General features: G+C 62.0%; 33 protein-coding genes. 13 read left to right on the top strand and 20 right to left on the bottom strand.

The features are described from left to right. Window positions 1-137 precede the first annotated feature (137 nt). Window positions 138-680, bottom strand: a complete 543-nt coding sequence (locus ACROHD_RS05045; RefSeq protein ID WP_432676265.1) for a gamma-glutamylcyclotransferase — start codon at window positions 678-680, stop codon at window positions 138-140. A 54-nt stretch (window positions 681-734) separates the two neighbouring features. Here ACROHD_RS05045 and ACROHD_RS05040 point away from each other — a divergent pair, with 54 nt between their 5' ends. Continuing rightward, window positions 735-1,766, top strand: coding sequence for a DUF2125 domain-containing protein (locus tag ACROHD_RS05040; RefSeq protein WP_432676264.1), 1,032 nt, complete (start codon window positions 735-737; stop codon window positions 1,764-1,766). On the opposite strand, the gene ACROHD_RS05035 is transcribed toward ACROHD_RS05040, so the two are convergent. From ACROHD_RS05035 to ACROHD_RS05020, 4 genes are all read right to left on the bottom strand, one after another. Further along, window positions 1,763-2,767, bottom strand: coding sequence for an extensin-like domain-containing protein (locus ACROHD_RS05035; protein ID WP_432676263.1), 1,005 nt, complete (start codon window positions 2,765-2,767; stop codon window positions 1,763-1,765). The genes ACROHD_RS05040 and ACROHD_RS05035 overlap by 4 nt on opposite strands. Further along, window positions 2,764-3,699, bottom strand: coding sequence for a prephenate/arogenate dehydrogenase family protein (locus ACROHD_RS05030; protein WP_432676262.1), 936 nt, complete (start codon window positions 3,697-3,699; stop codon window positions 2,764-2,766). The genes ACROHD_RS05035 and ACROHD_RS05030 overlap by 4 nt, the downstream gene beginning before the upstream one ends. After that, window positions 3,696-4,778: a histidinol-phosphate transaminase gene (gene hisC, locus ACROHD_RS05025; protein WP_432676261.1), complete on the bottom strand. Its 1,083-nt coding sequence runs from the start codon at window positions 4,776-4,778 to the stop codon at window positions 3,696-3,698. Before hisC ends, ACROHD_RS05030 begins: the two co-directional genes overlap by 4 nt. A 319-nt stretch (window positions 4,779-5,097) precedes the next feature. Further along, entirely contained in the window at window positions 5,098-5,784 is a 687-nt protein-coding gene (locus ACROHD_RS05020; protein WP_432676260.1) for a D-lyxose/D-mannose family sugar isomerase, read from the bottom strand. 146 nt (window positions 5,785-5,930) lie between these two features. On the opposite strand from ACROHD_RS05020, the gene ACROHD_RS05015 reads away from it, so the two are divergent. Next, window positions 5,931-6,350 (top strand): hypothetical protein, encoded by a 420-nt coding sequence (locus ACROHD_RS05015; RefSeq protein ID WP_432676259.1) that lies wholly within the window; start codon window positions 5,931-5,933, stop codon window positions 6,348-6,350. Window positions 6,351-6,412: 62 nt separating this feature from the next. Here the strand turns inward: ACROHD_RS05015 and hppD are convergent, their stop codons facing one another. Further along, window positions 6,413-7,525, bottom strand: a complete 1,113-nt coding sequence (gene hppD, locus ACROHD_RS05010) for a 4-hydroxyphenylpyruvate dioxygenase (protein WP_432676258.1) — start codon at window positions 7,523-7,525, stop codon at window positions 6,413-6,415. 141 nt (window positions 7,526-7,666) lie between these two features. On the opposite strand from hppD, the gene ACROHD_RS05005 reads away from it, so the two are divergent. Together ACROHD_RS05005 and ACROHD_RS05000 are read left to right on the top strand one after the other, a co-directional pair. Then, the gene (locus ACROHD_RS05005) at window positions 7,667-8,122 is read left to right on the top strand and encodes an Lrp/AsnC family transcriptional regulator (RefSeq protein WP_432676401.1); all 456 of its coding nucleotides are present in this window, start codon (window positions 7,667-7,669) and stop codon (window positions 8,120-8,122) included. A gap of 71 nt (window positions 8,123-8,193) precedes the next feature. Then, window positions 8,194-10,128 carry a cation:proton antiporter domain-containing protein gene (locus ACROHD_RS05000; RefSeq protein WP_432676257.1) on the top strand — a complete coding sequence of 645 codons (1,935 nt, stop codon included), beginning with the start codon at window positions 8,194-8,196 and terminating at the stop codon, window positions 10,126-10,128. A 52-nt stretch (window positions 10,129-10,180) separates the two neighbouring features. Here the strand turns inward: ACROHD_RS05000 and cobT are convergent, their stop codons facing one another. Further along, window positions 10,181-11,197: a nicotinate-nucleotide--dimethylbenzimidazole phosphoribosyltransferase gene (gene cobT / locus ACROHD_RS04995; RefSeq protein ID WP_432676400.1), complete on the bottom strand. Its 1,017-nt coding sequence runs from the start codon at window positions 11,195-11,197 to the stop codon at window positions 10,181-10,183. An 89-nt stretch (window positions 11,198-11,286) separates the two neighbouring features. Here cobT and cobS point away from each other — a divergent pair, with 89 nt between their 5' ends. Next, a complete protein-coding gene (gene cobS / locus ACROHD_RS04990; RefSeq protein ID WP_432676256.1) occupies window positions 11,287-12,042 on the top strand; it encodes an adenosylcobinamide-GDP ribazoletransferase in 756 nt (251 codons plus the stop codon). A 139-nt stretch (window positions 12,043-12,181) separates the two neighbouring features. Here cobS and ACROHD_RS04985 read toward each other — a convergent pair whose 3' ends face one another. The 5 genes from ACROHD_RS04985 to ACROHD_RS04965 all read right to left on the bottom strand — a co-directional run bounded on the left by ACROHD_RS04985 (window position 12,182) and on the right by ACROHD_RS04965 (window position 17,166). Beyond that, window positions 12,182-12,694, bottom strand: coding sequence for a CarD family transcriptional regulator (locus ACROHD_RS04985; protein ID WP_432676255.1), 513 nt, complete (start codon window positions 12,692-12,694; stop codon window positions 12,182-12,184). A 281-nt stretch (window positions 12,695-12,975) separates the two neighbouring features. After that, window positions 12,976-13,311, bottom strand: coding sequence for a ferredoxin FdxA (fdxA, locus tag ACROHD_RS04980; RefSeq protein ID WP_071688651.1), 336 nt, complete (start codon window positions 13,309-13,311; stop codon window positions 12,976-12,978). Window positions 13,312-13,361: 50 nt separating this feature from the next. After that, a complete protein-coding gene (locus ACROHD_RS04975; RefSeq protein ID WP_432676399.1) occupies window positions 13,362-13,739 on the bottom strand; it encodes an RNA-binding S4 domain-containing protein in 378 nt (125 codons plus the stop codon). Further along, window positions 13,736-16,567, bottom strand: coding sequence for a helicase-related protein (locus ACROHD_RS04970; protein WP_432676254.1), 2,832 nt, complete (start codon window positions 16,565-16,567; stop codon window positions 13,736-13,738). Before ACROHD_RS04970 ends, ACROHD_RS04975 begins: the two co-directional genes overlap by 4 nt. A gap of 38 nt (window positions 16,568-16,605) precedes the next feature. Beyond that, window positions 16,606-17,166 (bottom strand): tetratricopeptide repeat protein, encoded by a 561-nt coding sequence (locus tag ACROHD_RS04965; protein WP_432676253.1) that lies wholly within the window; start codon window positions 17,164-17,166, stop codon window positions 16,606-16,608. A 76-nt stretch (window positions 17,167-17,242) separates the two neighbouring features. Here ACROHD_RS04965 and ACROHD_RS04960 point away from each other — a divergent pair, with 76 nt between their 5' ends. From ACROHD_RS04960 to ACROHD_RS04950, 3 genes are all read left to right on the top strand, one after another. Further along, entirely contained in the window at window positions 17,243-17,536 is a 294-nt protein-coding gene (locus ACROHD_RS04960; protein ID WP_432676252.1) for an SCP2 sterol-binding domain-containing protein, read from the top strand. Between the two features lie 6 nt (window positions 17,537-17,542). Next, window positions 17,543-18,487 carry an alpha/beta fold hydrolase gene (locus ACROHD_RS04955; RefSeq protein WP_432676251.1) on the top strand — a complete coding sequence of 315 codons (945 nt, stop codon included), beginning with the start codon at window positions 17,543-17,545 and terminating at the stop codon, window positions 18,485-18,487. Window positions 18,488-18,660: 173 nt separating this feature from the next. Continuing rightward, a complete protein-coding gene (locus ACROHD_RS04950; RefSeq protein WP_432676250.1) occupies window positions 18,661-18,903 on the top strand; it encodes a CDGSH iron-sulfur domain-containing protein in 243 nt (80 codons plus the stop codon). Window positions 18,904-18,954: 51 nt separating this feature from the next. On the opposite strand, the gene ACROHD_RS04945 is transcribed toward ACROHD_RS04950, so the two are convergent. The 4 genes from ACROHD_RS04945 to ACROHD_RS04930 form a co-directional block, all read right to left on the bottom strand. Continuing rightward, window positions 18,955-19,302, bottom strand: a complete 348-nt coding sequence (locus ACROHD_RS04945) for a YigZ family protein (protein WP_432676249.1) — start codon at window positions 19,300-19,302, stop codon at window positions 18,955-18,957. 30 nt (window positions 19,303-19,332) lie between these two features. Continuing rightward, window positions 19,333-19,686: a diacylglycerol kinase gene (locus tag ACROHD_RS04940; RefSeq protein ID WP_432676248.1), complete on the bottom strand. Its 354-nt coding sequence runs from the start codon at window positions 19,684-19,686 to the stop codon at window positions 19,333-19,335. A gap of 63 nt (window positions 19,687-19,749) precedes the next feature. Then, on the bottom strand, window positions 19,750-20,043 hold the full coding sequence (locus ACROHD_RS04935; RefSeq protein WP_432676247.1) for a DUF6455 family protein: 294 nt from the start codon (window positions 20,041-20,043) through the stop codon (window positions 19,750-19,752). Then, window positions 20,033-20,287, bottom strand: coding sequence for a DUF6455 family protein (locus ACROHD_RS04930; protein ID WP_432676246.1), 255 nt, complete (start codon window positions 20,285-20,287; stop codon window positions 20,033-20,035). Before ACROHD_RS04930 ends, ACROHD_RS04935 begins: the two co-directional genes overlap by 11 nt. A gap of 158 nt (window positions 20,288-20,445) precedes the next feature. On the opposite strand from ACROHD_RS04930, the gene ACROHD_RS04925 reads away from it, so the two are divergent. After that, complete coding sequence (locus tag ACROHD_RS04925; protein ID WP_432676245.1) at window positions 20,446-20,694, top strand: DUF8831 family protein; 249 nt, start codon at window positions 20,446-20,448, stop codon at window positions 20,692-20,694. 2 nt (window positions 20,695-20,696) lie between these two features. On the opposite strand, the gene ACROHD_RS04920 is transcribed toward ACROHD_RS04925, so the two are convergent. Together ACROHD_RS04920 and ACROHD_RS04915 are read right to left on the bottom strand one after the other, a co-directional pair. Beyond that, on the bottom strand, window positions 20,697-20,999 hold the full coding sequence (locus tag ACROHD_RS04920) for a TraR/DksA family transcriptional regulator (protein WP_432676244.1): 303 nt from the start codon (window positions 20,997-20,999) through the stop codon (window positions 20,697-20,699). An 83-nt stretch (window positions 21,000-21,082) separates the two neighbouring features. Beyond that, on the bottom strand, window positions 21,083-21,352 hold the full coding sequence (locus ACROHD_RS04915) for a DUF167 domain-containing protein (RefSeq protein ID WP_432676243.1): 270 nt from the start codon (window positions 21,350-21,352) through the stop codon (window positions 21,083-21,085). A 79-nt stretch (window positions 21,353-21,431) separates the two neighbouring features. Between ACROHD_RS04915 and ACROHD_RS04910 the strand changes: the two genes are divergently transcribed. The 3 genes from ACROHD_RS04910 to ACROHD_RS04900 all read left to right on the top strand — a co-directional run bounded on the left by ACROHD_RS04910 (window position 21,432) and on the right by ACROHD_RS04900 (window position 24,013). After that, window positions 21,432-22,538 (top strand): class II histone deacetylase, encoded by a 1,107-nt coding sequence (locus ACROHD_RS04910; protein ID WP_432676242.1) that lies wholly within the window; start codon window positions 21,432-21,434, stop codon window positions 22,536-22,538. A gap of 144 nt (window positions 22,539-22,682) precedes the next feature. Further along, window positions 22,683-23,387, top strand: coding sequence for a CoA transferase subunit A (locus ACROHD_RS04905; protein WP_432676241.1), 705 nt, complete (start codon window positions 22,683-22,685; stop codon window positions 23,385-23,387). Further along, entirely contained in the window at window positions 23,387-24,013 is a 627-nt protein-coding gene (locus tag ACROHD_RS04900) for a 3-oxoacid CoA-transferase subunit B (RefSeq protein ID WP_432676240.1), read from the top strand. Before ACROHD_RS04905 ends, ACROHD_RS04900 begins: the two co-directional genes overlap by 1 nt. Window positions 24,014-24,066: 53 nt before the next feature. Here the strand turns inward: ACROHD_RS04900 and ACROHD_RS04895 are convergent, their stop codons facing one another. After that, entirely contained in the window at window positions 24,067-24,651 is a 585-nt protein-coding gene (locus tag ACROHD_RS04895; protein ID WP_432676239.1) for a lysozyme inhibitor LprI family protein, read from the bottom strand. Window positions 24,652-24,731: 80 nt separating this feature from the next. After that, a complete protein-coding gene (locus ACROHD_RS04890; RefSeq protein WP_432676238.1) occupies window positions 24,732-25,574 on the bottom strand; it encodes a lytic transglycosylase domain-containing protein in 843 nt (280 codons plus the stop codon). Between the two features lie 262 nt (window positions 25,575-25,836). On the opposite strand from ACROHD_RS04890, the gene ACROHD_RS04885 reads away from it, so the two are divergent. Further along, entirely contained in the window at window positions 25,837-26,031 is a 195-nt protein-coding gene (locus ACROHD_RS04885) for a pilus assembly protein (RefSeq protein WP_432676237.1), read from the top strand. Window positions 26,032-26,206: the final 175 nt, after the last annotated feature.

The following is a 26,206-nucleotide window of genomic DNA, read 5'->3' as shown; positions in this document are numbered from 1 at the left end:
TCGGTTGCGTAAAGCGCGGCGCGTCAGGTCTGCTCGTCACGGTGTTCTTGCCATCCCGTTTTTCACGCGCTCACCCTACCGTGCCTGCTTCCTTCTGCCAAGCGTTGCGGGGCCCGCGCGCGCATTCCGGCGCAAGGTCACCCCTGTTTCAGCGCCCGAACCCGGTGGACCAGCCAATCCAGATCCTCATCGGCCACACCGAGCTCCGCCAGATGAGCGGCGGTATTATAAAGATACTCGTCATTCGGGCCCCGCCCGCCAACCGCACTGGCGATAATCTGAGCCTGTTTTTCCAGACTCATCCCCGCCACATATTGCTCATGGTCGCGGTCGATCACGTAAGTGACGGCTATCGCCTCACCGCCGTCATGGAAGGCGATTGGCAATTCCCGTTCCAGATAGGCGGACGAAATCAGTTCTCGTTCGCGCAGATAGTCGATGGTGGCGGCGGCTTTGGCGGCTTCAACCCGGAAGGCAACGCCATCGCAATGCGCCTCGTCCGCCATATCCAGCGCCAGCACCAGACCGGGGCTGTCCACCGTACCGCGATGGTGGATCGAACTCATGCAGAAGGACCGGTGCCAGCCGGGCAGCCGCGCAATGCGGGTCTCAGCCACGTCAAAACCGGGATTCCAGATCAGCGATCCATACCCGAACACCCAAAGATCCGCTGACACCATGCTCTTGCCACCTTGTCCCATAGCCACATGCACCCGCCCCCGTATATGCAGAGCATGAGCGGGATGAAACAGGAGATGCGCGCAATGAAGGTCTGGGCCTGGGTGATCGGTGCGCTTGTCGCGATCTGGTCAGTCGTTTGGCTGGTCGGTTCTATTGCGACGGAACGGTTGCTTACGGGCTGGCTGGCCGATCGTGAGGCAGCCGGGTGGGTCGTGACCCGCGACACGGTACAAACGTCGGGCTATCCGTTCCATTTCATCACCACCCTGCCAGAGCTGATGCTGGCTGATCCGCAAAGTGGTTGGGCGGTAGAGGCGGACGGATTTCGGCTGGAACAGGACAGCTATCAACCGCAGGCGATACGCGCGGTCTGGCCGGCCGAACACACCCTGTCGACGCCGTTCGAACACATCACAATCCGCGCCGAACAGTTAGAGGCGATGCTGCATATCCGCCCGCTGGACTATCTCGCGTTGGAACAATCCGAAACCCGGATCACTGCGCTGGAAATGGAAAGTGACATTGGGTGGTCCAGCCGCCTGGATCGTGCGGTGGCTTTGGTCGCGGAACGACACGAGCCCGGTCACCGCTATGACATTCGCATTGACGCCAGTGGCGTGGATCCGGCGGGCGCGGTTCTGGCCCTTCTGGACCCGGCCGGGGTGCTGCCGCAATCCATCGAGCTGGTCCATCTTGACGCCATCATGGGCTTTGACCGCATCTGGGATCTGACGGCGCTGGAAAGCAGCAGGCCGGCAATCACCCGCGTTGAACTGACCGAATTGCGCGCCGAATGGGGGCAACTGGCCTTGCGTCTTTCCGGCGATCTCGATGTGGACGCCGAGGGGATGCCTATGGGCGATCTGTCCGTTCGGGCGCAGAACTGGCGTGCAATGATCGAGATCGGCGTGAATGCAGGCGCGATCCCCGCAAGCTTTCGTGGCACGCTGGAAACCGGTCTTGGCCTGCTTGCGGGCCTGTCAGGCCGTCCAGAGGACCTCGACGCGACGCTTAGCTTTTCGGACGGGCAGGTCTATTTCGGCCCAATCCCGCTTGGCCCCGCCCCGCGCCTGATCCTGCGTTAGCGGCAGTAGGAGCCGCTGCGATACGAGGCGACGTCCAAGTGGAAATGGTCCCGGTGAAAGCGGTCCGATTCCGGGCCCAGAACCGTTCCGAACGTGCCGCACGCCGCCTCATGCAGCTGTCGGAGGATGCGGCCCTCTCGCCCCCCGCCCCAGTCGTCGAGAACCGAGATCTCGGACCCATCCACAAGGCCAATGCCCGCGATATCGATCGCATTGCCCGTAGCGTGTTCCGACAGCCGCGCACCGGGCTGGTTGTTCCGTGTCCGGCAGGAATAGGAGGCCACAACGCGCAGCGACGCCACCCCGCCCCCGCGCCGCCCAACCGTGGGAATGACCGCGTCATTAAGCCAGTCCTGAAGGGCCAGTGCCGTGTCGCAATTGACCGTCGCGGGCTGTGCAAGGGTGATGCCGTCAATCTCCCGCACGCGTACAGGCTCGGAAATGCCACATCCGTTGATCCGTCCCGGAATGCGTTCCAGCCGGTCGCCAATTATGCCGCGTTGCCCGCACAACGCCCCGCGCTGGCCCGGTTGTGTCACCCGCCCCGGAGTGCCCCTCGTTTCCGCCGCCCGGATGGCCGCAGCCAGCCCCGCAGGTCGTTCCAAAGGTCGCAGCGATATGCGTACGGCCGTGACACCCGGCGGATTGCGACGGTTTTGTCCCGCCAGCAGTGCCAGGAGACCCCGTGGAGGGCCCTGTGTCTCCGTCTCCTGTGGCGGCAGCTCTGCCACGATCGGTTGATCTGACCGGATCTCTGTCACCTGTTCGGCCCGACCGGGGCGATAGATCGGCCGCAGGGACGAAGACGGTGCCAGGTCGGTGGCTATGATCGTCACGACAAGCGGGTCCGTCGGCCCGAGCACGCGGTCAGCAGGGCTTTGCGGCGCGGGCGATGTATCGGGGCGCGGCAGGGGCCGCAGGGATTGCGCGGGCGCATAAGCGAGTGCCGGCAGGGCAATGCCCAAAACCGCTATCGCTGCCACCGCCCGCGCAAATCTCATCCCTCATCCCCGCTTTTGCGCGGTTTGACCCGGCCGAAATCCGGTGCATCCGTGTCTTGCCCCGCCTCGATAATACCGCGCCGGATCGCCCGCGTTCGGGTGAAATAGTCAAACAGCGCATCCCCGTCGCCCATGCGGATCGCCCGTTGCAGCACGAAAAGTTCCTCGGTGAAGCGCCCGAGAATATCCAGGGTCGCCTCTTTGTTGGTCAGGAACACATCACGCCACATTGTTGGGTCGCTGGCGGCAATTCGGGTGAAATCGCGAAAACCGGCGGCGGAGTATTTGATGACCTCGCTTTCGGTCACACGCCGCAAGTGATCGGCGACGCCCACCATCGTGTAGGCAATCAGGTGTGGTGTGTGCGAGGTTACGGCCAGCACGAGATCATGGTGCTCGGCATCCATCTCCTCGACATTGGCCCCCATGCCTTCCCAAAGCGACCGCAGCCGCGCCACGGCTTCAGGCTCGCTGCCCTCAACCGGTGTCAGCAGGGTATAGCGGTTCTCGAACAGCTCGGCAAAACCGGACTTCGGCCCTGAATGCTCGGTCCCCGCCAGCGGATGGCCGGGGATGAAATGCACCCCTTCGGGCAGGTGTGGCCCGACCTGATCAACCACGTCCTTCTTGACCGACCCCACATCGGTCACTGTCGTGCCAGGCGCCAGATGAGGGCCGATCTCTTGGGCAACGCGGCCCATGGCACCGACCGGAACCGCCAGCACCACCAGATCGGCGCCTTCCACGGCCTCGGCAGCACTGTCCACAACCCGGTCGCACAGCCCGATCTCGCGCGCCACGGCACGCGTTTCCGCCGACCGCGCAGTGCCCACGATTTCCCCAGTCAGCCCGTCGCGGCGCATCGCATGTGCCATTGAACCCGCGATCAGCCCCAGTCCGATGAGGGCGACCCTCTGGTAGATCAAACTCATGCCGCACCTCCGAAATCGGCCATGGCCTCCAGCACGCGGGTCACATCGGCCTCGGACCCCACGGTGATGCGGATGCAATCGGGCAGTCCATAGCCCGCCACCAGCCGCACGATGATTCCCTTGGCCTTCAAATGCGCATCAGCGGCCTTGGCCGTGGTCTCATCACCCATCCGGCACAGAATGAAATTGCCCTCGGACGGATCAGAGTGGAAGCCAAGCGCGGCCATCCCGTCAGCCAAACGCTTGCGCTGTGCGGTGTTCACCACCCGGCAGTGATCCACATATGCTGTGTCGCGCACCGCAGCCTCGGCCCCGGCCAGCGCCAGCGTCGACAGGTTGAAGGGCCCCCGCACCCGGTTCAGCACGTCGATGACGGGGCGGGATGCATAGCCCCAGCCAACCCGCAGCCCGCCAAGCCCGTAGATCTTGGAGAAGGTCCGGGTCATCACGACATTGTCGCGCCGGTCAACCAGTGTCGCGCCGCCATCGAACCCATCTACATATTCCGCATAGGCCCCGTCCAACACCAAAAGGCAGTTGTCTGGCAACCCGGCCGCCAGCCGTGCCACCTCATTGCCGCCGATCATCGTGCCGGTAGGGTTGTTGGGGTTGGCGATAAAGACGAGCCGCGTGCGGCTGGTCACCCGCTCCAGGATCGCATCCACGTCAACCGTTCGATCCCGCTCTGGTGCGACCACGGGCGTGGCACCGGCCGCCAGGGCAGAGATCTTGTACATCAGGAAACCGTGTTCCGTATACAGCACCTCATCCCCCGGACCGGCATAGGCCTGGCACAGGAAGGTGATAATCTCGTCCGACCCAACCCCGCAGATGATCCGGTCAGGGTCCAGCCCGTGCACCTCGCCAATCGCCTCCCGCAGGCTCGCGTGATCGGTCGAGGGGTAGAGATGCATCTTGCCAGCGGCAGCCTGCACAGCCTCCACTGCCTTCGGCCCCGGCCCGAACGGGTTTTCGTTCGAGCTGAGCTTCAGCGGCGTTTCCTGCCCCGCGATGGAGGCCCCGCCCCCTTGGTAGAGCGCGATCTCCATGATGCCGGGTTGCGGGCGGATCTGGGTCATGATGCGGAACCTTCTGGTAACCTGTCCGGCGCGTTTTAGCGGCCCCACCCGTCCTTGGGAAGCCGCGCCCGACACTCCGGCAGCAATCAGCCTGCGACATCAACGCTTTCGTCGGGATTAACGCGCCCAAGTGATCCAACCATCCTGCACCTGCAAACTCGACCCTTGCCCAGTCGACGTGTGCGCAGCGCGCGGCGAAACCACCAAACCCATCCAAAGACCCTGAATCAGAGTGCAAGATCCCAGGCGCATTGCCCAAGAATCGCGTTCGCAAAGCGAACGCGCGGATCGACGCCGAAGACGGCGAAATCCGGTCAGACTATGCCAGCCACCGCCCGTAATCAGACACCAACAGATGATCCGGCGCCACGTCTTCCTCGATCTCTGCAAACCGCCCGATAGGCGCGCTGAACCAATTGTCCGTCTCGTCATCATTGACGGTGGACACCTCACCGATCAGCACATCACCCCCTTCGCCCCAGAAGGCATGCCAGTCGCCTGGCATCAGGGTGATGCTTTCGCCGGGCTGGAACAGCAGCACCTCGCCGGGTGCGAACTCTCGCGCGATCCCGTCGCACAGCACCGTGCCGCCAGCGGATTCATCAAGACTGCCATCGGGGGCCGAGCCATACAGTTTGATCGCCATGGCCGCACCGCCCCGGTTAATGATGTCCTCGGCCTTCAGGTAATGCCGATGCATCGGGCTCAGCTGATCTTTGCGGCTGATCAAAAGCTTCTCGGCATAGCACATGCCCCCGCCCCGTTTCAGATCCGCCTGCCGTCCATTTCGCAGGGTAAACAGGAACAGCCCCATTTCATCGAAGCGCTCCTCACCATAATCGGTGATGTCCCACCCCAAGCGGCCCTCGATGATCCTGTCAATCTGCCCCCGGCGTGACCGCATCTCATCGGGGGTCCAATAGGCGAAAGGCGGCAGAGCGAAGCCAAAAGACCGGATAAAGGCATCCGCCTGCCCCATGATCTCGTTGATTGTCGAGCGTTTCATTTATGTCTCCTTGCCGGACCTTCCTTCACATGCCTTCCGAAACCTGTTCCCGCAAACAGTATTTGCTGGCGCGTGCCGCCGATTTGACCCGACACATGATCTGGGCCTAGGCTTTCCCCAACACAGTGCATGACAAGGGGGACATCATGCTGATCCTGCTCAAGATCGTCCATATGTTCAGCCTGTTTGCTGGCGGAGCCGCCAGCATCGGCAACGGGCTGCTTCTGAAAAAGGTTATCGCCTCCAAGGCGCCACCACCGCCGATGGTGGCCCAGACAATGGGAATCATCGGAAAGATCGGTTTTGGCGCCATCGTTTTGCTGTGGCTCTCTGGCCTCGGCATGATGTTTGCGTCCTATGACATCTCGGCGCTCGATTGGACCTTCTGGGTCAAGATGGCCGGGGCAACAGCGGTTCTCGTACCAGTCACGATGATGACAGCCATCGCGCGCAAAGCAGAAACCACCGGCACTCCGCCCGACCTGACGCGCATGAAATCTCTGGCCAGCATCGCGCGCGGCGGCGTTGCCATTGCCATCATCTTCGGCGTTCTGGCCTTCAACTGACGAAAAACCCCGCCCGGATCATGCCGGACGGGGCCCTCCCTTGGGTCTTGACGCAGCCTGTGTCAGGCAGCGTTGCCCTTGTCTTCGTCCTTGAACAGCCCGCGCTCGATCTGTTCGGCTTCGATCGACTCGAAGAGCGCCTTGAAGTTGCCCTCCCCGAACCCGTCATCACCCTTGCGCTGGATGAACTCGAAGAAAATCGGCCCAATCACGGTCTTCGAGAAGATCTGAAGCAGAATGCGTGTCTCACCGCCATCCACCACGCCTTCGCCGTCGATCAGGATACCGTGTTTCATCAACTTCTCTTTGGGCTCGTCGTGGTCCTTAACCCGCTCGTAGGACAGATCATAATAGGTTTCGTTCGGGCCCGGCATGAACTTGATACCAGCATTCGAGATCAGATCGGTCGAGGCATAGATATTCTCGGTCCCCACGGCGATATGCTGAATGCCCTCGCCCTTGTAGCGGCGTAGGTATTCGACGATCTGCCCCTTCTCGCCCCGATCCTCGTTGATCGGAATGCGGATGCGGCCACAAGGCGAGGTCAGCGCGCGGGACAGAAGGCCGGTGAACTTGCCCTCAATATCAAAGAAACGGATTTCCTTGAAATTGAACAGGTCGCCGTAGAAGCGGAACCAGGTGTCCATATTGCCCTTGTGGACGTTGTGGGTCAGGTGATCGAGGTAGTAGAAGCCAGCCCCCTGCGGATGAGCGCTGCTGATCCAGTCGAACTCCTCGTTATAGGGCGAGGCGTCGAAATAGCGGTCGGTGAAGTAAATCAGGCTGCCGCCGATCCCCTTGATCGCGGGCCAGTCGAGCGTCTTATCCGCGCCGTCATAGGCTTCCGCCCCTTTGGAGATTGCGTGCTCATAGGCGTGCTGCGCATCGACGACGCGCCAGGCCATCGCGGGGGCGCAAGGGCCGTGTTCCTCAACAAACTTGGCGGCAAAACTGCCCGGTTCGGCGTTCAGAATGTACGAGATATCGCCCTGCTGCCACAACTCCACCGCCTTGGTCTTGTGATTGGCGGTGTGAACGAAACCCATCTTGGCAAAGAGGTCGCGCAGCTGCTGCGGTTCGGGATGGGCGAATTCAACGAATTCGAACCCGTCGGTGCCGGCGGGATTCTCTGCGGAAATGGTGGCGCGGGGGGCGTCATGCGGGAACGGACCCATGGGCGTTTCCTCCTGTCTGGTGTTCGCTTGGACCCAGAATACCGCAGCTGACACGCAAAGAATGCGCGAAGTACGTGACTATTGCAGTGTTCTATGCGCTCAATTATCATTTATTCGATGAAAAATGCGGAAACCACGCACATGATCGACGATACCGACCGCCGCCTACTGAAAGCGATTCAGCACAATGCGGGCCTGACCGCGCAGGAACTGGGGGATCGTCTGAACCTGTCGGCCAGCCAGGCGGGCCGCCGCCGCCAGCGTCTGGAACAGGCGGGGATCGTCACCGGTGCGCGTGCTGTGGTCTCTCCCGAGGCGCTCGGGCTGAACGTACAAGCCTTCGTACAGGTGCAGATGGCCACCCATGACCCCGACAAGGTCCGCGCCTTCACCCGCATCATCGACACCCGGCCCGAGATCATCTCGGCCTGGACCCTGACCGGCGAAGCAGACTATCTGCTGCGCGTCTACTGCACCGATCTGGGCGCGCTTCATCGCCTGATTCACGAGGTCATTCTTCCGACGCCCGCAGTTGCACGGGTGCAAAGCCAGATCGTCATGGATCAGCAGAAACCCGACGCGCCTCTGCCCACCTGACAGCCTGTCCTGTTGCCAAACCCCCGCAGACCCGCGATGCTGCAACTGCGAACAATTCAGGACTGCCGAAAATGGATTCCATCCTCTTCGAGGCCACGCTCTATCTCGCTGCGATGGTGATCGCGGTGCCGCTCTCCGTGCGGCTCGGGCTTGGGTCGGTTCTGGGCTACCTTATCGCGGGCATCGCGCTTGCCCCCATTCTCTACCAAGTGGGCGCCGATCCACACGGGCTACAGCATGTGGCTGAATTTGGCGTGGTCATGATGCTGTTCCTGATCGGGCTGGAGCTGAACCCAAAGGGCCTGTGGGAAATGCGTGACAAGCTGGTGGGGCTTGGCGGCGCACAAATCGGGTTGACCACCATCGTTATTGGCGGCGGTGCGGCGGTGTTCGGCCTGCCATGGCAGCAGGCGCTTGCCGTAGGGCTGATCTTTGCGCTGTCATCGACTGCGATCGTCCTGCAAACCCTGACGGAAAAGAAGCTGTTGCGCACTGGCGGCGGGCGGTCTGCCTTTTCCGTCCTCTTGACGCAGGATATCGCCGTCATCCCGATGCTGGCGCTGTTGCCCTTGCTGGCCACCGTGCCTGCGGCGCAGTTTTCCCCCGACGGATCGATCCAGCGTCCGGGGATGGAAGCTGCGGCGGAAACCGGAATGTCACTGGTTCAGGGCCTTCCCGCATGGGGTGTGACGCTGATCACCCTGACGGCCGTCGCCGCCGTGATCGTCGGGGGCCGCTTCCTGACCCGGCCGCTGTTCCAGTTCATCCACATGGCCCGGCTTCGGGAAATGTACACCGCTGTGGCACTGGTCATCGTGGTCGGCATCGCCTTCCTGATGGTGCTTGTGGGCCTTTCCCCCGCGCTTGGGGCGTTTATCGCGGGGGTCGTGCTAGCCAATTCCGAATTCAAACACGAGCTTGAAGCCAATATCGAACCCTTCAAGGGCCTGCTGCTTGGCCTGTTTTTCATCACCGTCGGTGCGGGTATCCATTTCGATGTGCTTTGGTCACATCTGTTCACCATCCTCGGCCTGACCCTGGGGGTGATGATTGCCAAGGGGCTCATCTTGTACGGGATCGGACTTGCCGCCGGGCTGCGCGGGCGTGACCAGTGGCTTTTCACCCTCAGCCTCGCGCAGGCGGGCGAATTCGGCTTCGTGCTGATCTCTTACGCGGTTGCCAGCCACGTTCTGCCCGGCCACGTGGCCGAGATTCTGCTGCTTGTGGTGGCGTTGTCGATGCTGCTGACACCCCTTTTCTTCATCCTTTACGAGGTGCTTTCAAATCTGGTTAAGGAAACCACCGATGACGGCCCCGCCCCAGATGAAATCGACAATCAGGAAAGCATCATTATCGCGGGCACAGGCCGTTTCGGACAGGTCGTGAACCGGATGCTGCAACTGTCGGGGTTCAAAACCGTGGTTCTCGATTCCGACCTTCCCACGATCCAGCTTCTGCGCCGTTTCGGCATTCACGGTTATTTTGGCGACCCGACCCGGCCCGAATTGCTGCACGCCGCGGGATTGGATCATGCCAAGGTGCTGGTCGTGGCCATGGACGGCAAGGAAGACGTGCTGAAACTGGTCCGCTACGCCCGCCGCCGCCGCCCCGATATCCACATCGTCGCCCGCGCCTATGACCGGGTGCACACCTACGAGCTCTATCAGGCGGGCGCCAATGACATCGTGCGCGAGATGTTCGACAGTTCTTTGCGTGCGGGACGCTACGTGTTGGAAAACATGGGGCTTTCCGAATACGAAGCGCATGAGATGGAGATGGCCTTCTACCGCCACGACCGCCACACGCTGCGCGAACTGGCTGAGCTGTGGCAGCCCGGCGTACCGCTGTCCGAAAACGAGGCCTATGTAGCCCGGTCCCGGGAGCTGAACAACACGCTGGAAACAGCGATCGTGACAAAGGTCGAAGAGGCTGACATCGCGCTCGATGAAGATGACGACGACGAGAATGACGACACCGTCAGCCATGAGGGTCGGGTCTCGGGGTGAGCAGCGGGGTGCGCAGTGCAGACAGTTCCGCGCCCGCACCCATCACCACGCTTCAGCCGTCGGAAACCCCCGCCTCGGCAAAGGTCGCCATACCGGAATGGCAGGCAATCGCCCCCTTCAGAACGTTGATCGCCAGGGCCGCACCGGAGCCTTCGCCAAGCCGCATGTTTAGCGTCAGAAGCGGTTCCTTGCCCAGGTGCTTCAGCACCTTGCCATGGGCGGTTTCGGCCGACATGTGCCCGGCCACCGTGTGATCCAGAGAACCGGGGACCGCGCGGTCCAGTGTAGCCGCTGCCGCCGTGCAGATGAACCCGTCCAGAATGACCGGAATGCGCAAGGCCCGCGCCCGCGCAATTGCGCCCGCCATCGCCGCCAATTCGCGCCCGCCAAGGCAGCGCAGCGCCTCCAGCGCGTCTTCGCTCGCACCAGGATTGGCCGCCAAACCTTCGGCCACGACCTGAGCCTTTAGCGCCAGGCCTGCATCGTCCACGCCCGTGCCCCGGCCCGTCCAGTCCGCAGCGTCACCGCCGAACAGCGCCAATGCAATGGCGGCGGCGGATGTGGTGTTGCCGATCCCCATCTCGCCCGTGACCAGCAGGTCGGCCTGCGCGTCAACCGCGTTCCAGCCCGTGGCCAGAGCTGCCACGACCTCTGCCGCGCTCATCGCGGGACCGGCAGAGAAATCCGCCGTGGGCCGGTCCAGATCCAGCGCATGGACCTGCATGGACGCGCCCGCCGCCTTCGACAACTGGTTGATTGCCGCGCCGCCCGCTTCGAAATTGGCGACCATCTGCACCGTGACCTCTGCCGGAAAGGCCGAGACGCCGCGGGCCGTCACCCCGTGGTTGCCCGCAAAGATCAGAACCTGTGGAGAATTGATCTCTGGGCGTGCGTCGCCACGCCAGCCCGCATACCAGATCGCCAGATCCTCTAACCGGCCAAGCGCGCCCGGCGGCTTGGTCAACTGGCCGTTGCGGTCCTGTGCGCCTGCGCGGGCGGCACTGTCGGGGCCGGGCGCGTCGGATAGAAGGGCACGAAATTCGGCAAGCGTGGTAAAGGGCGTCGTCATCGGCGTCGGTCTCTCTGTCATTGCCAAAGGGGCGTTTGGGCGGATATGCCGGATTGTCCACTGGAATGCGACCGAAAGGATCCAGGATCATGGCCCCGCGCGACATTCTGCACCAGATTTCCGGCGATCTTCGCCTGGCGATCGGGCTTCTGACCCGTTTGCCCCTACCGGGACAACCCGACATGGCCCGAGGCGCGGCTTCGGCCTGGGCCTGGCCGCTGGCGGGGCTGGCCCCTGCGCTATTGGCCGGACTGGCGATCTGGTTGAGCGCCGGTTTTGGGGCCGGGCTGTCTGCGGCGCTGGCGCTTGCCGTCATGGCGATGGCGACGGGTGCGATGCACGAGGACGGCTTGGCCGACACCGCTGACGGGCTCTGGGGCGGCTGGACGGCAGAGCGGCGTTTGGAGATCATGAAGGACAGTCATATCGGCACCTACGGGGTGCTGGCGCTGATCCTGTCGGTGCTGGCGCGCTGGTCCTTGCTGTCAGGGCTGATCGCGGCGGATCATGCGCTGCCCGTGCTGCTGGCCGCTGCGATGCTGTCCCGGGTGCCGATGGTGGCGCTTATGGCCTGGATGCCTCCTGCGCGCGACGGAGGGCTGTCGCGCGCCGTGGGCCAGCCACCATTGCAGGCAGCAGCAATCGGTGGCGCCGTGGCACTAACACTGGCGCTGATCTTGACTGGTGTCGCAGCACTCTGGGCAGCCCTGCTGGTTGTGGCCGTGGCCTTCGCGCTCGGGATGTTGGCAAAGGCAAAGATTGGCGGGCAGACCGGTGATATCCTGGGGGCCAGCCAACAGCTATCCGAAATCACCGCCCTGGCCGTCCTGGCCGCATCGCTTTGACCGGCGCGGCAAAGGCGCTTGCAAGCGCCTTTCGAAAAGCGGTTTGCAAACCGCTTCCAAGGGCCTTGGAAGGCCCTTCCCCGCCACGAAAAACCCCGCCGCATCTCTGCGACGGGGTCAATCTGTAGAACCGGTCTGATCAGGCGGCGCGGGCGGTCAGCACTTCGTCCACACGCTTCTGCGCCCCAGCCTCATCCATGCCGTTAACGGCGGCCAGTTCACGGGTCAGACGCTCCAGCGCTGCTTCATAAAGCTGACGCTCTGAATAGGACTGTTCCCGCTGATCATCTGCACGGTGCAGGTCGCGGACTACCTCTGCGATCGAGATCAGGTCACCGGAATTGATCTTCTGTTCATATTCCTGCGCCCGGCGCGACCACATGGCGCGCTTTACCCGGGCCTTGCCCTTGAGCGTTTCCATTGCCTTCTTCACCACATCGGGGCTGGAAAGCGACCGCATTCCCACCTCGGTGGCTTTTGCGGTTGGCACACGCAGGGTCATCTTGTCCTTCTCGAACGAGATCACGAACAGTTCCATCGACAGACCGGCGATCTCCTGTTCTTCAATGGACACGATCTGCCCGACCCCATGCGCGGGGTAAACGACATAGTCGTCGGGGCGAAATTCCTGCGATTTGCGCGATTTGCTCATACGGTTTTCCTTTTACAACCCAGTCACGGGCGACAAAAACACCGCGAGGAAAGCCGGGCTTTCCACTACGGGCTGTCATTCTTTGATTTCATGCGCGGCGAGGCACAGCCGCGTCTTCTGCGGTCTCGAGACATCCTATGTAACAGGAATATAGCACAAAATTTGGCCATTTCAAAGATTCGCAATGCAAGCACCGCCAAAAGCCCTGTTTTCACAGGGTTTTGCCGCAGTGCAACATCACTTTTGGCACCAGCATAGCCGCCAGCGCCTGGGCGAATCGGTCAGCCGCCCTCGCCCGGGGCTTCCGACAGCAAGGGCAGCTTCCCGTCCTTGCCGTCAAATTCCTCTGCCGTCGGCAGCGGGTCTTTCTTCGAAACAATGACCGGCCACATCTCGGAATATTTCCGGTTCAGCTCAACCCATTTCTCCATGTCCGGCTCGGTATCGGGCCGAATCGCATCCGCCGGGCATTCCGGTTCGCACACACCGCAATCGATACATTCATCGGGATGAATGACGAGGAAGTTTTCCCCCTCGTAGAAGCAATCCACCGGGCATACCTCGACACAGTCGGTGTATTTGCAGTTGATGCAGTTCTCGATCACGGCGTAGGTCATGGCAGTTCCGTTTTACAACTCTGAGGGCCGGTTTAATCCGGGCACGGGCATCATTCAAGCGGGCTGCGGCGTAAAGAACCAAGCGCCCGGCGATCCTTGCCCGAAGGCCGCCCCTTTCCCTCGTATGAGGGGTTTTGCGGGACGGTTTCCTTGACCGGCGTCAAATCGTCGTAAAGCTGTTGCGCCTCAGGCGCCGGACCACGCCGTTCACCAATGGCCACGACCCGAACCACACGCACGTCACGGCCCTGGGCGAAGGTCAGAACATCACCGGGGCCGACCGTTGCGGCGGGCTTGTGCACCTTTTGGGTGTTCACCCGCACATGGCCGCCCGCAACGATGCGCGCGGCCAGAGTGCGGGTCTTGAAGAACCGCGCATGCCACAGCCATTTATCAAGCCGCAGCCGGGGGGACGCCCCCTCGGTCAGGAGTTGCCCTTCAGCCCCGCAAGCGCCTGCGCAAACGGGTTATCGGGGTCGATCTTCTTCTCACGCCGTTCAGGCTTGGCCGTGTAGGACTTTGGCTTGTCATTGCGCGGACCTTTCGGGCCACCCTTGCCCTTGGGGCCACCCTTGCCGCGCGGCTTGCCACCCTGCCTGGCACCATCACGACGCGGGCCACCTTGCGGGCCAGACCGGCGGCGCGGGGCCCAGGTGAAGGTGTAGAAGGTCTCGACCTCGGGTTCAGCCACCACGGCGCTGCCCTCGTCGGGCATCTCAACAGGTGCGTCCGCAGGCGCTTCAGCCGGCTGTTCGACCGGAGCCTCTACAGGCGTTTCCGCCGGAGCCTCCGACGGTACCTCAGGAGATTCGGAAGGCGCATCGCCCGGCACCTCGACGGGTGTCTCAGGCTCGCCGCCCGCCACGGCAGGAGCCGCTTTCACCTTGGGACGCTCGCCCTTTTCAGCGGCGTAGCCAAGCCCGCCCATAAGATCGGCGAACTGGTCCAGCGTCATGCCGGTGATCGACAGCATATCAGCGGTGGCCTCAAAACCCGACCGGCTGTCCTGCTGACGCAGCATGTCGGCCAGACGTTCCAGCATGTCGATGCGGATCGCGCGGGCACCCGCCAGACGATAGCCGGAATTGGTGTAGTACTCGCGCGGCGCGCCTTCGACTGCGGGGATCGTCACCAGGCCCGGCGGCGGGCTTTCGTGGAACTCCGCGTGGTCGCTGGCCAGCCCCCACAGCACAAGACGCAGGCGTGTCGGAGCGGGTTTCAGCAAGAGTTGCTGGAAAATCGTGAATTGACCAAAGCGCACTCCATGCTTGCGCAGCAGTCCGCGCGCCTCCTGGTCCAGCGATTTCACGTCATCGGCAACCTCCGCGCGCGGCAGAATGCCAAGCGCTTCGACCAGACGGAAGGCAAAACCTCGGGCCAGACCGGTGATTTCCTCGTCGCGCGACATCGCCAGCAGCGGCTCGAACAGCGTCGCAATCTTGCGGTCGATGAAGTGCTGCAACCGGCGCTGCACCTTCTGCATCACCTCCGGCCCGGCTTCTTCGTCGACGAAGGCTTCGGCCACGGGTTTCAGAGGCTCGGCCCCCTTCACCAGTTTGCCAATCGCCTGATCGCCCCACATCAAGCCACCCTGTTCGGTAAAATCGAACTCTGTATCGGGGGCATTGTAGAAGCGGTCGGCGCGCAGGTGGAATTCAGGCCGCAAAGCCGCAACCGCCGCCTGGCGCAGCGTCTTTGCTTCATCCGGGGTCGCGCTGGCATCCTGCCGGAAACGGAACCCTTCCAAACGGCCGACGAATTCGCCCTCGACCGTCACTTCACCCTTGTCATTCACGTCGGCCACAAGGCCCTCCTTCTGCTTCAACCGGCGCAGCAATACGCTGGTGCGCCGGTCAACAAATCTTTGGGTCAGACGTTCGTGCAGAGCATCTGACAGGCGGTCTTCTACGGCACGCGTGGCTCCGCGCCAATGGCTTTCGTCATCGACCCAGCCAGAACGTTGCGCCACATAAGTCCATGTCCGGATATAGGCCAAACGTTTCGAGAGTGTATCAATATCGCCATCCGTTCGATCCAGCCGCTTAACCTGGCGGGCCATCCAGTCGTCGGGCACCCGGCCAACGCCATGCAGGAATTCATAGATCCGGGCCAGTAGGGTCGCGTGTTCAGCATGGCTGATACCCCTGAAATCGGGAATGCAGCAGATATCCCATAGCAGGCGCACATCTTTCGCACCGCTGATCCTGTCGGCCATTTCAGGCATCGCCGAGATGGTCTTGAGCGCGCGGATGTCGTCGGCCTCTCGCGCGCGGGTCAGCCATTCGTCCTCTGCCGGAGCTTCCAGCGAGGATATGAGCCGGTCCACGGTGCCGAACTCCATCCGCGCATTGCGCCAGAAAAGCTTACCCACGGGGCGGAAGCTGTGATTGGTGATCGCCTGCACCACCTCGTCGTCCAGCGGGCTCGCTTCGCCAGTTACCCCGAACGTCCCCGGCTGCGTGTGCCGCCCGGCGCGGCCCGCGATCTGGGCCAGCTCATTCGGGGCAAGCTGCCGCATCTTGCGCCCGTCGAACTTGCGCAGGCCGGAAAAGGCCACATGCCGGATATCGAGGTTCAGCCCCATCCCGATGGCATCGGTGGCCACAAGGTAATCCACATCCCCGTTCTGGTAGAGCTCTACCTGAGCGTTCCGTGTGCGAGGGCTGAGCGCCCCCATCACCACGGCCGCCCCACCCCGCTGGCGGCGCAAAAGCTCTGCAATTGCATAGACATTCTCGACCGAGAACCCCACGATCGCCGCCCGCGTTACCATCCGGCTGATCTTCTTCGACCCGGTATAGGTCAGCTCTGAAAACCTTTCGCGCCGCATGAACTGCGCGCCCGGCACCAAGGCCGCAATCGCACTGCGCATCGTGTCGGACCCAAGAAACAACGTCTCGTGCAGTCCCCGCGCATTCAACAGCCGGTCGGTGAACACATGCCCCCGCTCCGGGTCGGCGCAAAGCTGGATCTCATCGACCGCCAGGAAATCGCAGCCCATGCCCGCAGGCATCGCTTCGACCGTACAGACCCAGTATTGGGCGCTGTCCGGAACGATCCGCTCCTCGCCGGTGATCAACGCCACAACCCTTGGCCCGCGCAGCGAAACGATCCGGTCATAGACCTCGCGCGCCAACAATCTTAGCGGCAGCCCAATCACCCCCGTGCGATGCGCCAGCATCCGCTCGATGGCGTAATGGGTCTTGCCGGTATTGGTCGGCCCGAGAACGGCCGTGATGCGCCCCTGGCGTTGCATGGTTCTGCTCTGTCGCCCTTCGTTCGGGATCGCGAAACTTAAAGGGCGGTGCCCTCGGTGGCCCGTTCCAGCCGGGCTATGGCAGCATGTAGGTCGGCTCGGTGCGGATGTATAGCGAAGGCAGCACGATAGGCGGCAAGTGCGGCCTCATGATCACCCAATTCTTCCATGACAGACCCGATTCCCGCCAGCGCCCCGTAATGACGTGGCTCCAGCACCAGAACATGCCGCAGATCGTCCAGTGCCGGCCCGATCAAGCCAGCAAGGAAATAGGCAACCGCGCGGCTGTTATAGCCTTCTGCGAAGTCCGGCGCGTGGTCTGTCAGCGCTGTCAAATGGTCAATTGCGGCGTCGAAATCCTGCGCCTCCAGCGCGTCCTGCCCGCGCCTCAGCAGCAGGTCGGCGGACGCGGACCCAGACAGGCTCAGCTGGATTTCAATATCACGTTCCACCGTTTCCCAGTTGGTCGTGCCGGGATCGGCCAACTGCCGGAACAGCTCATCCAGCTGATCGGCAAGCCCCTGCGCCGGCATCAGCCCGCAAAACAAGGCGATGGCTGCCGCGACGACACTGTTGTATGTTGAGCGCAATTTCCGCATGGTCATCCCCGAACTTAGCATCTGGGGCCGGTCATTCCAGTGGTTTTCGGCCTGAAACTGACGAAGGACGCATCACATGAGCGAGATCATCACAGCAGCCGTGGCCGCACTTTCCGAAAAACTGTCCGAAGGCTTCGACGGCACTGCCAAATTCGCCATCGACGGCGAAGGGGCGATCATGGTCGACGGCAGCGGCGTGCGCGCGGCTGATGACGCGGATGAGGCGGACGTGACGCTCTCCGCCGATGCCGACACCTTTCAAGAGATCCTGTCCGGCGAGTTGAACCCCACCTCCGCCTTCATGGGCGGCCGCCTGCGCCTTGACGGCGACATGGGCACGGCCATGCGCCTGGGTGGTCTTCTGGGATAAGACGCGATGGAACCGGCCCCGTTTCTAGAGGATATTGCCGACGGCCCCGAAGGCGCAAAAGCCTACTGGCTGCGCGCCAAGGACAGCACCCGCCTGCGCGTGGGGGTCTGGCCCGCGGGGCCCAAGGGCACCATCCTCATGTTTCCGGGCCGGACCGAATATATTGAGAAATATGGCCGCCTCGCCCGTGAATTCGCGAATGCTGGTTATGGAATGCTGGCCATGGACTGGCGCGGGCAGGGGCTATCCGACCGTCCCGCGCATCGCCGCGACATGGGCCATGTGGTCAGCTTCGATGAGTACCGCGAGGATGTGGACGCCCTGCGCGCCGTTCTCGCCGATCTGAACCTGCCGAAACCCTGGTTCCTGCTTGGCCATTCCATGGGCGGCGCCATCGGCCTGCGTGCCATTTATGACGGTTTGCCGGTCGCTGGCGTGATATTCTCCGCGCCCATGTGGGGAATCCGCATGTCGAGGTTTCTCAAGGCGATCTCTGGCGTGGTCATGGGCCTGTCCAAACCGCTCGGCCTGGACAAGAGCTTTGCCCCCACCACCGGCCCCGCCGCGCCGATGGAATTCAATGACAACCCGCTGACCAATGACCGAGACATGTTCAATTACATGGAAGGTCAGGTCGCAAAGCACCCGGAACTGGCCCTTGGCGGCCCGTCGATCCGATGGGTTAACGCGGCGCTGGAAGAAACCGCCACGCTGATGGAGATGGATCCGCCAGACCTTCCGATGCTGGTGTTTCTCGGCACCGATGAACGCATTGTCGAACCCCCCGCGATTCACGAACGCGCCGCCAGTTGGCCGGGCAGCAAGCTCAGCCAGATCGACGGTGGCCGGCACGAGATTCTGATGGAGGGCGATGCCGTGCGCGGCCCGGTGATGCAGATGATCTCCGACTGGTGCGACGAGGTAATCACAGTGCAGCGCAAAACCGGCTGACACTGCGCGCGGGAAACCCGGGCATAGGGTGGGCAATGTACCCACAATGGCTAAAGGTCTTCCAACCGGATTTCGCACATCCTCCCTGCCCCAATGCACATCCCGCCTTGTGGACTTCTGCTGAAGGGCTGGTTCACTCTCATGCTCAGCCAACCCACCATAGGAGAGCTCCCATGACCGACGCCCCCAAAATCGCGCAGAAAGCCCCCTTCCCCGTCGAGGTGGAGGAAGGCAAGAACTACTTCTGGTGTGCCTGCGGCCAGAGCCAGAACCAGCCGTTCTGCGACGGGTCTCACAAGGGCAGCGATTTCAATCCGGTCAAATACACCGCCGAAAAGACTGGCAAGGTATTCTTCTGCGGCTGCAAGCATTCTTCGCGTCAGCCGCTCTGCGACGGGTCGCACAACGCGCTCTGAGGGCGTTTGTCTGCATGGCGGGGGTGCACCGGGTGTACGCTCGGCGCCCCTCTATTTTTGCCCGAAATAGGCGCGGCAGGCATCGGCCACGTGACGAAATCGGTCACCGCCCAGATGTTTGCCACCATACCAGCGGGTGACCACCACAAGATGAGAGTTTAGGCCTTCCCCCTCCAGCATCTTGAGGATGATATTGCCCGCGCCGCTTTCCCCGTCATCGGATTTGAGCGGCCCCTCTGGTAGTAGCACGGCCCAGGAATTATGCGTGGCCTTGGCGTATTTTTTCTTCTTTTTCAAAGTTTTGAGAAATTCATCCACATCCTCGCGGCTGGCAACGGCGCCGCCGGAAACCGCATATTTTGACCCTCGGTCGCTGATCACATTCTCGATCTGCCGCATGAATTTCCCTTCCTTGTCAGAGGGGTAGCGTCATCCGAACAAAACGACAAGCCACGCAACCCCCACGGCCATCGCTGTCATTGCCACGCCTGCGCTGCCCACGTCCTTGGCGTCACGCGCCCTGACATCTTGCTCTGTCGAGATATAATCCACCGTCCGCTCCAGCGATGTGTTCAACAGCTCCGCCGCCAAAATCATCACACCGCCCATCAGGATGACCATGGTTTCCCCGCGGCTCAGCGGCAACCACAGCGCCAAAGCCGCGCTCGGAATATTCATGGTTGTCCAGAACTTGAGACTCGGTTCATTGACCCAGGCGTTTTTCCAACCCGCCCATGACCAGACACAGCGATTCACCAGTCGCCGCCATTCCCGTTGCAACATCCCCATCCCTCCCCTGTTTTCAAAAGGTTAGGCTGAGAGTGTCCGTTCTGTCATGGAAAAAAATCAGCTCGCAAGCTGATTGAAAAGCGCAGCATTCGCACAGGTTGAGGGTGCCTTCACGGTGGTTTCTCCTTGCCCCGAAAGCCACTCTTCACAGGACCGCGCCCAGTCACAGCCCCGGCACCGCGTGACGGCATCGGCCCAGTCCTCCTGCGAGATTAACCCCGCCTGCACGGCATGGATCAGATCGGCACCTGTGACCTTGGCCATTGTCTGTGACAGCATAAAATGATGGCGGATATCGCCAAGCGGATGGGTCATTGGAGAGTCCTGACTGCGTTGAAATTCAGCTGTCACGGAGGGCTTTTAGCAGCTCTCCATTTCGGCAATAGGTCGGTGCATCCTCTGCTTTATCGTGACTTTCCAGCCACTTGCCGCATTCTTCGGGAGAGGTGCAGTTGGTGCAGCTTAGCACCATGTCGCTGCGCTGTTCCGGGGGCAGATCGCCCCGCAGCTCGGCCTCGTCGAGATCAACGCCAAGCCGATCCGCCATCCGGCCCATGAGCTTCTCATGATCTTCAATGGTCTTGCGTCCGGGCATTGCTGGTCTCCTTCAGCCAGGGGCGGTCCGAGGCGGATCCTAATGGCCCCAGGGTCGCGCATCAGCGCGGCGCCGGCCTTGACGCAGATCAAGATATGCTGCTGTGATTTTTGGCAAACGGGCTAGGCAAGCCCCGTCCGCCCCCCTAATCTGTGATCATGTTTACGATTGAACACGACTTCGACGCGACAGTCATAACCCTGGTCGACGAGGGCACCGCCCCGTTGGCAGAGGACATCACCATCTCGGCCTTCGAAGAATGTGTGACGCTGGAACAGTATGACGCCCAAAGCGACCGCGTTCAGAAAATCACCCTATCAGAAGCCCAATTGCGTGATCTAGCAGCGGCATTGGACTTGCCGGAAGGGATCTATCAGATCAAGACGGTTCGGGTCGAAGAAAGCTAGGCTCAGGTGGCGCAAGAGACACAGCGCACCGCGCATGGGTCCACGTCCAGGCGGGGAAAGCCGATAAACTCGCCGCAATCCTCGCACCAACCATACTCTTCTTCCTCTATTCGCGCGCACGCGGCAGCGATAGCTCGCAGCCTGCCGTGCCGTCGTGCCTCTAGCGCCGAGGCCATGGCCTGTCCCTGCAACGCGTCCTGACGCGACAGCCGACCGATGCTGGTCTGGTCCAGCTCCACGGGTTTGCGCCCCTCCGCCGTCTCGCTGGAAGACCGCTGAAGTGCGGCGCACTCCGCCTCCAGCAAGGGGAGGTACCGGTCGGCAAGGTCTTTGTCGGTCGGATCGGGCATATGGTGATCCCACCAGATCGATCCGCTTTGGGCAAGCCTCAGCCGATCTCGACCAGCTTGTCACGCCCGGTTTCCCCCTGCACGATGCTCAGTCTCGACTTCGGCAAACCGAGCGCTTTAGCCAGTAATTTCAGAACCGCGGCGTTGGCCTTTCCGCTTTCTGGTGCAGTGGTGACGTAAACCCGCAATGGCCCATCTGAGGTGTCTGCCGGGACCAACGCATTACGAGACGCTTTTGGAGTCACCCGCATGGCGATGCGGGTGCCAGGCACTGCAAGGGCACTAAGGTCAGGGACAATACGGGCCATATCCCTTCCTAGCGCACCACATGGCTTGCGCAAGTGCAGGCGCAGGGCCAAGCTGCGATCAGACAACAGGGAGAGCTGGATGGCGACGGGATTTTTCTGGGACGAGCGCTGTTTTTGGCATTCAGGAGGCAACTACGCAATGATGCTGCCGGTTGGGGGCCTTGTGCAACCGATGCCCGGTGGCTTGCCTGAGAACCCGGAAACCAAGCGGCGGTTGAAGAACTTGATGGAAGTCACGGGCCTGATCCGGGAGCTGGATGTCCGGCAGGCTCCGATGGCGTCCGAGGAAGACCTGCTGCGTGTCCATCCTCAAAGCTACCTGACGGCGTTTCGAGAGATGTCAGAGGCGGGCGGTGGCGAGCTTGGCCTGCGCACGCCGTTCGGGCCGGGGGGCTATGACATTGCGCGCGTGTCTGCCGGCCTTGCGAAAGAGGCACTGTTTGCGACGCTGCGTGGCGAGGTCGACAATGCCTATGCGCTGTCGCGCCCGCCGGGGCATCATTGCCTGCCGGATTTCCCCAATGGCTTCTGCCTTCTGGCCAACATCGCCATTGCCACTGAGGCGGCTTTTGCTGCCGGCATGGTGGATCGGGTCGCAGTGCTGGATTGGGACGTGCATCACGGCAACGGCACCGAGGCGATTTTCTATGACCGCGATGATGTGCTGACGATTTCACTCCACCAGGAACGCAACTATCCGCTCGACACCGGCGACTTCGAAGATCGCGGATCGGGCGCGGGCGACGGGTTTAACCTTAACATCCCGCTTCCCGCCGGGGCCGGTCACAACACCTATCTGGAGGCGATGGAACGGCTGGTCATTCCGGCGCTGGCCGATTTCCAGCCTGATGTGATCATCGTGGCCTGCGGCTATGATGCCGCGCCGCTGGACCCGCTTGGCCGAATGCTGGCTACCTCCGAGACTTTCCGACTGATGACCACGATGGCCAAGGAAGCCGCCGCGCAGCTTTGTGACGGGCGGCTGGTTCTGGTCCATGAGGGCGGCTATCTGGAGGCCTATGTGCCCTTCTGCGGCCATGCCGTCATTCAGGAGCTGTCCGGCAGCCGCATCACCGCGCCCGACCCAATGCTGGACATCTTCAACGCCCGCCAGCCCGGACAGAGATTCCAAAACTACTGCTCGGTGCTGCTGGCCGAAATGGAAGATGCACTTCAGGGGCCGTAGAAATACCTACCCCCCGGGAAACCAGTTGCCCGAGGGGTATTTTTGCGTATTGCAGGGGAACGGACCGCTGCGCTGCCGGGGCGCGTTGACTCTTTCCCACGGCGCGCGGCAGGTTGCGCCGAGGAATTTGACGGGAGTTCATCCATGAAGAAAGTATATGGCTCTGCCGACGAGGCGCTGGAGGGCGTTCTCTTCGACGGCATGCTGATCGCCGCCGGGGGCTTTGGCCTGTGTGGCATCCCCGAGCTGCTGATCGACGGGATCGTTAAGTCTGGCGTCAAGGACCTGACAGTCGCGTCCAACAACGCGGGCGTTGACGGATTCGGCCTGGGCAAGCTGCTCGACACGCGCCAGATCAGGAAGATGATGTCGTCCTATGTGGGCGAGAACGCCGAGTTCATGCGCCAGTACCTGTCGGGTGAGCTGGAGCTGGAATTCAACCCCCAAGGCACCCTGGCCGAGCGTATGCGCGCCGGTGGCGCGGGCATCCCCGGCTTCTACACCAAGACCGGCGTGGGCACCGTCATTGCCGAGGGCAAGGAAGTGAAGCAGTTCGGGGGCCAGGATTACATCCTCGAAGAGGGCATCTTCGCGGACCTGTCCATCGTCAAGGCCTGGAAGGCCGACGACACCGGCAACCTGGTGTTCCGCAAGACCGCGCGCAACTTCAACCCGCCCGCGGCCATGTGCGGCAAGATCTGCATCGCCGAAGTGGAAGAGATCGTCCCGCGCGGGTCGCTCGACCCCGATCTGATCCATCTGCCCGGCATCTATGTGCATCGCATCATCCAGGGCGAGCACGAAAAACGCATCGAACAGCGGACTGTCCGCAAGCGGGAGGAAGCATAATGCCCTGGGACCGTAACCAAATGGCCGCCCGCGCGGCGGAAGAGCTTGAAGACGGCATGTATGTGAACCTCGGCATCGGGATTCCGACGCTGGTGGCGAACTATGTGGGCGACAAGGACATCACGCTCCAGTCCGAAAACGGCATGTTGGGCATGGGCCCCTTCCCCTTCGAGGGCGAAGAAGACCCCGACCTGATCAACGCGGGCAAGCAGACCATCACTGAACTCAGCCGCACCTCTTATTTCGACAGCGCCACCAGCTTCGGCATGATCCGGGGCGGCAAGATCGCAGCCGCGATCCTGGGCGCGATGGAAGTGGCGGAAAACGGCGACCTCGCCAACTGGATGATCCCCGGCAAGCTGGTCAAGGGCATGGGCGGCGCGATGGACCTCGTGGCCGGTGTTGGCCGCGTGGTGGTCGTGATGGACCACACCAACAAGCATGGCGACAGCAAGGTGCTGAAGGAATGCACCCTGCCGCTGACCGGCAAGGGCGTAGTCGATCGCATCATCACCAATCTGGGCGTGCTCGACGTGGTCGAGGGCGGGCTGAAGATCGTCGAATGCGCCGATGGCGTCACCGAGGACGAACTGCGCGCGGCCACGCAAGCGACCATCGTCGACTGACCAGACCCCTTCTGAGACAATGATGACGCCGCCCCCCTCCCGGGGCGGCGTTTTCAGTTTGCGCCGTAACGCAGCTGCAACTCTTGTATCCGGTCGGAATAAGCTGCGTAGAGACAGGGGTAGTCAGAGTAACAAGCGTTGCGCGCACGCAACCACCCCTGCTGTTCGGAGACAATACCCGGCAGGTGACGCACCTGCGCGTAAAGATCAGCCATATAAAGATCCATCTGGCCAAGCTCGCTGTTTCCGCAGATCGTCTGCTCAGCCGGGTTCAGCGACCCCTCCGTGCACCAAGCGGGGCCAGTGGGATAGAGCGGCCCGGACGCTGTAGGCTTGCCACCACCCTGCGCCATGGCTTGCAGCGCAGCGATCCGCGTGTCGTAGGCTGCGCGAATGCAATTGACGTTCCCGCCACAGCTATTGCGGTCCGATAGCCAGGCTTGCTGATCTGTCTGCACCCCCGGCATCTGGCGCACCGCCGCATAGGCTTGCTCCAACTCCTGATCGCGCCAGCCGAGATCGGGGGTGGAACAGATTGCCTGCTCGGTCGCGTTGAGCGGCCCGTTGGAACACCAGGACTGGGCCAAGGCAGCCGGGGCGAAGAAGAGGAGGGCAAGAATGATGGTGGTGCGAAGCATCGGCAGGCTCCTTCATAGGACATGCAAAGGCTGAACCCGATGCACACCACTATACCGGAACCCGCGCAGATTGGTATGGGCTAGCCGCTAGAGGCCACCATGGTGCGGAACACGCAACCGTCGCTTACCAGTTCAGGCGGGGTGACACAGAGCGCCCGCGCCAGCATCCATGTTGCCATGACCCTTGGCACGTAATCACGCGTCTCGCGGAAATCGGGCACCCCATTCGCCCCGCGCACAGCCCCTTCACCGGCATTATACCCTGCCAGTACAAGCACCGGGTCCCGGTCGAATTCATCCATGAGCCAGTCAAGATAGGCGACCCCGCCCGCAATGTTCTGATCCGCGTCAAAGGCATCGGTCACACCGAAGCGAGCAGCCGTCGCAGGAATAAGCTGCATCAGCCCCTGTGCCCCTGCACCGCTTTCTGCCGAGGTGTCACCAAGGGACTCCACCGCCATCACGGCCAGAACAAGCGCGGGTGACACGCTGGTGCCGATGGTCTCCTGCAGGATGCGCGGTCCATGAGCCTCTGCCATGGCCAAAAGTGTCTCAGCCCGCGCAATCGGCAAGCTGCCTGCCTCGGGCGCGGTCGACAAAAGCTGCATAACCGACTGATAGCGCCCAGCACTGAAATCGCGCCCTGCCGGGATCTCATCCCAGAACCAGTCTGCTGCATTGGCGCCTTGCGGGACAGGGGTAATCGCCGTTGTTTCAACCGCTGGCTCGGCCGGACGGTCGCCAATCTGGATATTGATGCGAGGCCCGGTTTGGCCCGGCGTGGGAACGGTAATGCGCCGAAAAGTGAACTCCGGGAATGGTGGTGGAGCTACCTGCTCGGTCTCATCCTGCGCCTGAACGCCAGCGCCAGTCATGACGGACGCAGCGACACACGCCGCCAGAATCAGTTCGCGCTGTGCCATGAATACGCCTACCCGATCGCCTGTTTGTTATGGGCACAGAGTGCCTCATCTCACACAAGAAGAAAAGAATCCGCTTCCCCGCTGGACTGAGCCATTGCGTTTTTCCAAAGAAGATTCCGGAACACTAATTATTCTATTAAAATTCCCGACAATTTCTTCCCATTGCCCCATTCACGCCCGGATTCGAGGGGAAAGTGATGTCATCCCAAGGGGGCAGACACCCATAGGGCAAACTCAAAAAGACCAAACCTGGAGCAAGACAATGATCAAGACCTTCCTGAATTCCGAATCCGGTGCCGTGACTGTTGACTGGGTCGTTCTGACCGCCGCAATCGTGGGCCTGGGCCTGGCCGTTATGGCCGTTGTGTCCTCGGGCGTTGAAAACCTGTCCGGCGACATTCAGACCCAGCTGGAAACCAACCACATCACCACGGCCTTCCCGGCTGCTGCCGACTAAGTTTCGGCCCAGCGTCGAAAGACAGGGGCCACGCAGATCGCGTGGCCCTTTTTCTGTTTCCGCGCCTCTCGCACGGCCCGACTGCCCCGAAGAAATCGTTAAAATTCCCGACAATTTCTTCCCATTGCCCCATTCACGCCCGGATTCGAGGGGAAAGTGATGTCATCCCAAGGGG

Source organism: Nioella aestuarii (assembly GCF_050896395.1).
GTDB classification, from domain to species: Bacteria; Pseudomonadota; Alphaproteobacteria; order Rhodobacterales; family Rhodobacteraceae; genus Nioella; species Nioella aestuarii.
Note: the sequence above shows the minus strand (reverse complement) of the source record. Positions and strands in the feature narration are given on the sequence as shown.

Coding starts and splice junctions, on each gene's coding strand:
- ACROHD_RS05045 (WP_432676265.1), bottom strand. CDS start 680: ATGGTGTCAGCGGATCTTTGGGTGTTCGGGTATGGATCGCTGATCTGG.
- ACROHD_RS05040 (WP_432676264.1), top strand. CDS start 735: ATGAGCGGGATGAAACAGGAGATGCGCGCAATGAAGGTCTGGGCCTGG.
- ACROHD_RS05035 (WP_432676263.1), bottom strand. CDS start 2,767: ATGAGATTTGCGCGGGCGGTGGCAGCGATAGCGGTTTTGGGCATTGCC.
- ACROHD_RS05030 (WP_432676262.1), bottom strand. CDS start 3,699: ATGAGTTTGATCTACCAGAGGGTCGCCCTCATCGGACTGGGGCTGATC.
- hisC (WP_432676261.1), bottom strand. CDS start 4,778: ATGACCCAGATCCGCCCGCAACCCGGCATCATGGAGATCGCGCTCTAC.
- ACROHD_RS05020 (WP_432676260.1), bottom strand. CDS start 5,784: ATGAAACGCTCGACAATCAACGAGATCATGGGGCAGGCGGATGCCTTT.
- ACROHD_RS05015 (WP_432676259.1), top strand. CDS start 5,931: ATGCTGATCCTGCTCAAGATCGTCCATATGTTCAGCCTGTTTGCTGGC.
- hppD (WP_432676258.1), bottom strand. CDS start 7,525: ATGGGTCCGTTCCCGCATGACGCCCCCCGCGCCACCATTTCCGCAGAG.
- ACROHD_RS05005 (WP_432676401.1), top strand. CDS start 7,667: ATGATCGACGATACCGACCGCCGCCTACTGAAAGCGATTCAGCACAAT.
- ACROHD_RS05000 (WP_432676257.1), top strand. CDS start 8,194: ATGGATTCCATCCTCTTCGAGGCCACGCTCTATCTCGCTGCGATGGTG.
- cobT (WP_432676400.1), bottom strand. CDS start 11,197: ATGACGACGCCCTTTACCACGCTTGCCGAATTTCGTGCCCTTCTATCC.
- cobS (WP_432676256.1), top strand. CDS start 11,287: ATGGCCCCGCGCGACATTCTGCACCAGATTTCCGGCGATCTTCGCCTG.
- ACROHD_RS04985 (WP_432676255.1), bottom strand. CDS start 12,694: ATGAGCAAATCGCGCAAATCGCAGGAATTTCGCCCCGACGACTATGTC.
- fdxA (WP_071688651.1), bottom strand. CDS start 13,311: ATGACCTACGCCGTGATCGAGAACTGCATCAACTGCAAATACACCGAC.
- ACROHD_RS04970 (WP_432676254.1), bottom strand. CDS start 16,567: ATGCAACGCCAGGGGCGCATCACGGCCGTTCTCGGGCCGACCAATACC.
- ACROHD_RS04965 (WP_432676253.1), bottom strand. CDS start 17,166: ATGCGGAAATTGCGCTCAACATACAACAGTGTCGTCGCGGCAGCCATC.
- ACROHD_RS04960 (WP_432676252.1), top strand. CDS start 17,243: ATGAGCGAGATCATCACAGCAGCCGTGGCCGCACTTTCCGAAAAACTG.
- ACROHD_RS04955 (WP_432676251.1), top strand. CDS start 17,543: ATGGAACCGGCCCCGTTTCTAGAGGATATTGCCGACGGCCCCGAAGGC.
- ACROHD_RS04950 (WP_432676250.1), top strand. CDS start 18,661: ATGACCGACGCCCCCAAAATCGCGCAGAAAGCCCCCTTCCCCGTCGAG.
- ACROHD_RS04945 (WP_432676249.1), bottom strand. CDS start 19,302: ATGCGGCAGATCGAGAATGTGATCAGCGACCGAGGGTCAAAATATGCG.
- ACROHD_RS04940 (WP_432676248.1), bottom strand. CDS start 19,686: ATGTTGCAACGGGAATGGCGGCGACTGGTGAATCGCTGTGTCTGGTCA.
- ACROHD_RS04930 (WP_432676246.1), bottom strand. CDS start 20,287: ATGCCCGGACGCAAGACCATTGAAGATCATGAGAAGCTCATGGGCCGG.
- ACROHD_RS04925 (WP_432676245.1), top strand. CDS start 20,446: ATGTTTACGATTGAACACGACTTCGACGCGACAGTCATAACCCTGGTC.
- ACROHD_RS04915 (WP_432676243.1), bottom strand. CDS start 21,352: ATGGCCCGTATTGTCCCTGACCTTAGTGCCCTTGCAGTGCCTGGCACC.
- ACROHD_RS04910 (WP_432676242.1), top strand. CDS start 21,432: ATGGCGACGGGATTTTTCTGGGACGAGCGCTGTTTTTGGCATTCAGGA.
- ACROHD_RS04905 (WP_432676241.1), top strand. CDS start 22,683: ATGAAGAAAGTATATGGCTCTGCCGACGAGGCGCTGGAGGGCGTTCTC.
- ACROHD_RS04900 (WP_432676240.1), top strand. CDS start 23,387: ATGCCCTGGGACCGTAACCAAATGGCCGCCCGCGCGGCGGAAGAGCTT.
- ACROHD_RS04895 (WP_432676239.1), bottom strand. CDS start 24,651: ATGCTTCGCACCACCATCATTCTTGCCCTCCTCTTCTTCGCCCCGGCT.
- ACROHD_RS04890 (WP_432676238.1), bottom strand. CDS start 25,574: ATGGCACAGCGCGAACTGATTCTGGCGGCGTGTGTCGCTGCGTCCGTC.
- ACROHD_RS04885 (WP_432676237.1), top strand. CDS start 25,837: ATGATCAAGACCTTCCTGAATTCCGAATCCGGTGCCGTGACTGTTGAC.